Source organism: Enterobacter sp. R-1.6.2 (assembly GCF_035064085.1).
In the GTDB taxonomy this organism is placed as follows: domain Bacteria; phylum Pseudomonadota; class Gammaproteobacteria; order Enterobacterales; family Enterobacteriaceae; genus Enterobacter; species Enterobacter asburiae_B.
The window spans coordinates 1-4958 of the sequence record NZ_JASEYI010000062.1; the positions used below are offsets into that span (position 1 = coordinate 1).

Annotated in this window: 5 protein-coding genes and 2 pseudogenes; all 7 read left to right on the forward strand. The window is 51.9% G+C overall.

What is annotated here, in order from left to right:
• Positions 1–637 (forward strand): annotated as a pseudogene (locus QMN93_RS25395) (multidrug DMT transporter permease); the annotation flags it as partial.
• Positions 621–1838 (forward strand): phage baseplate assembly protein, encoded by a 1218-nt coding sequence (locus QMN93_RS25400; RefSeq protein WP_060570684.1) that lies wholly within the window; start codon positions 621–623, stop codon positions 1836–1838. The pseudogene QMN93_RS25395 and the gene QMN93_RS25400, both read left to right, overlap by 17 nt.
• The gene (locus QMN93_RS25405) at positions 1822–2427 is read left to right on the forward strand and encodes a phage baseplate assembly protein V (RefSeq protein WP_060570683.1); all 606 of its coding nucleotides are present in this window, start codon (positions 1822–1824) and stop codon (positions 2425–2427) included. The genes QMN93_RS25400 and QMN93_RS25405 overlap by 17 nt, the downstream gene beginning before the upstream one ends.
• Positions 2428–2516: 89 nt before the next feature.
• On the forward strand, positions 2517–2867 hold the full coding sequence (locus tag QMN93_RS25410) for a phage GP46 family protein (protein WP_060570682.1): 351 nt from the start codon (positions 2517–2519) through the stop codon (positions 2865–2867).
• A complete protein-coding gene (locus QMN93_RS25415; RefSeq protein ID WP_060570681.1) occupies positions 2867–3934 on the forward strand; it encodes a baseplate J/gp47 family protein in 1068 nt (355 codons plus the stop codon). Before QMN93_RS25410 ends, QMN93_RS25415 begins: the two co-directional genes overlap by 1 nt.
• Positions 3931–4503 carry a YmfQ family protein gene (locus QMN93_RS25420; protein WP_096218656.1) on the forward strand — a complete coding sequence of 191 codons (573 nt, stop codon included), beginning with the start codon at positions 3931–3933 and terminating at the stop codon, positions 4501–4503. Before QMN93_RS25415 ends, QMN93_RS25420 begins: the two co-directional genes overlap by 4 nt.
• Positions 4503–4958: pseudogene (locus tag QMN93_RS25425) on the forward strand (hypothetical protein); the annotation flags it as partial. The gene QMN93_RS25420 and the pseudogene QMN93_RS25425, both read left to right, overlap by 1 nt.

Below are 4958 nucleotides of genomic sequence, written 5' to 3' on the forward strand. Positions count from 1 at the left end.
AAAGCGTGCGTATTGCCTGAAAACACAACCCGCTACGGGGGAGACTTACCCGAAATCTGATTTATTCAACAAAGCCGAGGTGGCCGCATTACCTCAGCAAATCGTGACCGGGCAAAAGACTGTTGCCGTCACCGTTCCGGCGGGATCATCAACGTCTGATATCACTGAGCTGGTAACGGCGGTAAAAATCCAGGTTGCAATCCAGCTGGCGCTTGATGCTTCCGACATACTCAGTGACAGCAGCATCAGCGATATTCTGTCGCCTGTCGATATTGAGCAGATCACCAACGACACCAGGACGGCCATTCAGACGGCAATCGACCAGACGCGGGACACCTTTGCTACCGATACGCAAAACGTGAGCGCCGGTGAAACACCGGGTGGCGTGACATGGCAACCCGTGGTTGAAAGCCTCAAGGATATTGCCCTGACTGTTCAGGAGTTGGGCGCAGCCGTTATTACCAGCAGACCGCCACTGACGACGCGAGTGATATTGTCCGACACCAACCTGCATTTGCTGGCCCACTTGTGGTACGAGGACTACACCCGCGCCGCCGAGCTGCTGCGCCTTAATCCGACATTACGTAATCCTAACAACATCAAAGCCGGTGACATTCTGAATGCCTACTCAAGATAAAGATTCGCAGAATACGGTGAGCCTGGTTATTGATGGCAAAATCCACAGTGCATGGAGCCGCTATCAGATTGACTCCGATTTTCTGATCCCCTCCGATGCCTGGAGCGTAACGCTTGGGCTGCCTGACGGTATTTTTCCGGCGGCCATTAAACGAGGTGTGCCGGTACTGGTCAGGGTGGGTAATGATGTGGTGATGTCCGGTCGGGTGGATGTGGTTCAGCGCCGCGTATCCCGTCAGCAGGTCTCTTTATCGCTTTCCGGTCGCGATGGCGCTGCCGTGCTTGTTGACTGCGCTTCACCAGTTTTCACCTCCCGTCAGCTCAGTCTTGAAGAAGTGATCGCCCAGGTAGTCAGGCCGCTGGGGGTGACAAACATCCGCATTGAGGCTGAGACTTCCCTGCGTAATGACAAGGTCAGCGTTGAACCCGGAGAACGTGCGTGGGATACGCTTGAGCGTGCAGCTGCTGCACGCGGGTTATGGCCATGGTTTGAGCCAGATGGCACGCTGGTTATTGGTGGGCCGGACTACACAAAAGACTCGGTGGCCACGCTGATTCTTAATCGTGACGGTCGGGGAAACAACGTCCTCGATCTCAGTGACCGGTCATCCATTACCGGGGCGTTCTCTGAACTGACAATGCTGGCACAGGGACACGGTCAGGGGAAAAAATCCGGGAAGCTCGATGTTATTGACGTTGATGGCCAGAGCGCTGACGCAGAAGACGACGATGATGCCGATGATATTTATGACAGCACCGGCTCTGCAGAGAATGGCTTTCATGGCTTACGCAGCACCGTTCGGGACAGTACCGTACCATTTTACCGTCCGCAAATTATGGTTGCCGGTGATGCTGATAACCAGGCACAGGTTGATTATCGCGCAAGAAAGGCCATGGCCGATGCCCGCCTGAACGGGTTTGATCTGACAGCTATTGTTAAAGGCCATCGCATGGAGAACGGTAAGTTATGGCAACCGGGCCAGCGTATCCGTGTCCGAAGCGAGTCACATGGCATTGATGACATTTACTTCCTCATGGGAAGAGAGTTTTCAGGTGGACGGCCAGACAACACCATTACCACCCTGCGTCTCAAAGAGGATGGAATATGGATACCGGATGCTTATCCGAAAAAACGGAAATCACGTAAACGCCGCGCCAAGGTAAATAAAGAGCTGGAGATTATCGATGTGGAGCAAAATTGATTCGCGTATTAACACGGCGTTAAACCGTATAAGACAGGCCTTCAGGGGCGTTTTAATAAGGGTTAACAGCGGCGGTGATATTCAGACCATTCAGGGTAAAGGTCTGGCTACGGAGTCCCTGCAGGATGTGGAGATGTTCCAGCAATACGGTTTTACATCCAACCCGCCCAGGGGCACTAAAGCCATTATGCTCCCGCTGAACGGGCGCACCAGTCATAGCGTGGTTATTGCCACGGAACACGCTTCATACAGGCTAAAGAGCCTGAAAAGTGGTGAGCTTGCCATTTATTCGGATGAAGGCAGCAACATTATCCTGAAGCGCGGGAAAATTATTGAAGTGAACTGTGATGAATATATTGTTAATACTAAAAAACATATCGTGAATACCGAAGAGCATATTGTTAATACAAAAACGTATAAAACCACAGCCTCAGAGCGGGCAGATTTTGATACACCACTGCTGAAAGGCAGTAATGAAGTCGCTGACGGGAAATCTACGCTGAACACCATGCGTGAGACTTATGACGGTCACGACCACAACCACGGCGGCGATGCAGGCACAACGCAGAAACCTAATCAGCAAATGTAATTTGTGGTAACGTAAGTTCTCCTTCAAAAGCAATACCCACTGAACCCCTTCACCGATAATTTAAATTTCCATGCCGATAGTATTACGGCATGGAAATGTTGATTGACCCAACGACCGGCGATTATACCGGCGACAGCTCAGACACTTTAGCGAATGCCGTCTATTTAAGGCTGATGACGCCCCTTGGCTCATGGTGGGCTGAGCCAGCACTGGGCTCTCTTTTACATACACTGCGCCGCGAAAAGGATGTGTCCCGCGTTCAGAAACTCGCGGTGCAGTATTCGCAGCAGGCCCTGCAGCCGATTATTGATGACGGTCGCGCCCGGTCTATTTCCATTACTGCAGAGCACTGGCAAAAAGGCTGGATGCTGCTTCATATAATCGTCACGTCCGCGAGCGGAACGCCGCAGACCTGGAAATTTCCGGTTAAGGTCAGCTGATGCCATTCATTACCAAAAATGCCGCGCAAATTCGCACCGACATTCTGCGGGATATCAAAAATCTCCTGCAGTTGTCAGATGACAAGCTGGGGCCAGACAGCGACTGGTATGTCCGGGCGTCAAGTGTGGCCAGCGTTGCCGAAGGGCTTTATCAGCATCAGGGATGGATAGTCCGTCAGATATTCCCGGATACAGCTGATTCTGAATTTCTCTATCTGCATGCCCGCTTACGTGGTTTAAGTAAAAAAGCAGCAAATAACGCCTCCGGGCCCGCTACATTTACCGGCGAACCGGGAGCCTTAGCTGCCGCCGGTCTTGTGTTCAAACGCGACAGTGTTTCATGGACAACAACCGAAGAAATTACTATCGGGCCGGATGGAAAAGCATCCGTAAATGCCATGTCATCACTGTCAGGGACTGCGGGTAACACCACCTCAGTCACATCGGCAACGCTGACCACTACACCTGACGGGTTTGACAGCACAGTGACCGTAGGTCTGATGACTGGCGGTACGGATGAGGAAACTGATGCGGAGCTGCTTGCCCGTCTGCTAGAAATCATTCGCCGACCTCCTGCAGGTGGTAATAAATATGATTACAAACGCTGGGCCCTGGAAGTATCCGGCGTATCCGCCGCATATGTTTACCCGTTGCGTCGTGGGCTGGGTACTGTTGATGTTGTGATCACGTCTGCAGGTGGGCTGCCTTCTCAGGATGTGATCGACAGGACACAGGCTCACATTGACGATGTCCGGCCTGTTACAGCAAAAAACACGCTGGTTCTCATGCCTGCCATCCGTACATTTGACGTGCTCGTAAAGGTATCACTGGAAGGCATCACCCTCGCCGCAGCCAAACAGGCTATCACCGGAACGCTTGAGGACGATGACTCGCGCCGTGAGCCGGGAGTGGCTTTTATTCGCAGCCAGGCGGGGACATTGATTTCTCTCATTCCTGGTATTACCGACTATGACATCGTTACACCATCCGCAAATATTCAGCCTGTAATCGATTCCACGAAAGTCGAATGGCTTAGATTAGGAAATGTGGAGGTAGAGCTGCTATGAGCTACTTCACGCTGTTAAATCGTCTGCTGCCACTCGTTTCGTACAGTCCGGGCCAGCCTCTGCTTGATGCATCATTGCGATCTGAATCAGGTGTTTTTGAGACTCTCGATGCGTCTGCAGGGCTTGTTGAAGGTGGAGTTACTCCATTTTATGCACGCAGCCTTTTGTCTGACTGGGAACGCGTCCTGGACCTTACTCCTGCTGAAGGTGCGACATACCAGCAACGCCAGCAGCGTGTGCTGGCCAAACTGGCCGAGGTTGGTGGTCTCAGTATTCCGTACTTTACTCAGTTGGCCAGTAACCTTGGCTACATCATCACAATTGATGAACCGCAACCTTTCAGGGCGGGAGTTAACCGCGCCGGTGATCGCCTCTGGGTTGAAGACATTATCTGGGTCTGGCGCGTCAATATTCAGAACTCAGGAACGCAATCCTATCGCTTTCGTGCAGGCAGTTCAGCTGCAGGTGAGCGCCTGACTACCTTTGGTGATCCGGTTATTGAAGAAGTCTTCCGCGATCTCAAACCAGCTCATACATTTTGCTACTTCGCATATCAGGAGAATGAATAATGCGGCCCTTAATGCCACCGGTGCAGACACCGGATAATCTTTTCCATGATGGTAATCCGCTCACTGGTGAGCTGGGAACCATAGTTGATGCTGAACACCTGAATAATGAACAAGCCGCTATCCGCGATACACAAAGTGAGCTGATTGCGATTCTAACAGCAGCGGCAATGGAACCAGAATCGACTGCAGGCCAGCTGTTAGCTGCGCTGAATAAACTTTATGCCCCACTTAACGATACTTTGGGTGCGCTTTCCAGTCTGGTCGGAGGGGCCAATAAACTCCCATATTTCACCTCCGCTAATGCTGCCGCTTTAACAGCATTATCCAGCATTGGTCGGGACATCGTCGGCAAAGCAACGGTTGCTGACGTTCTCACATACCTTGGTTTGGGAACAGCGGCAACGAAGAATGTCGGAACAGGTACCGGACAGATACCTGATATGTCCAGTTTTACC

Coding starts and splice junctions, on each gene's coding strand:
- QMN93_RS25420 (WP_096218656.1), top strand. CDS start 3,931: ATGAGCTACTTCACGCTGTTAAATCGTCTGCTGCCACTCGTTTCGTAC.
- QMN93_RS25415 (WP_060570681.1), top strand. CDS start 2,867: ATGCCATTCATTACCAAAAATGCCGCGCAAATTCGCACCGACATTCTG.
- QMN93_RS25405 (WP_060570683.1), top strand. CDS start 1,822: ATGTGGAGCAAAATTGATTCGCGTATTAACACGGCGTTAAACCGTATA.
- QMN93_RS25410 (WP_060570682.1), top strand. CDS start 2,517: ATGGAAATGTTGATTGACCCAACGACCGGCGATTATACCGGCGACAGC.
- QMN93_RS25400 (WP_060570684.1), top strand. CDS start 621: ATGCCTACTCAAGATAAAGATTCGCAGAATACGGTGAGCCTGGTTATT.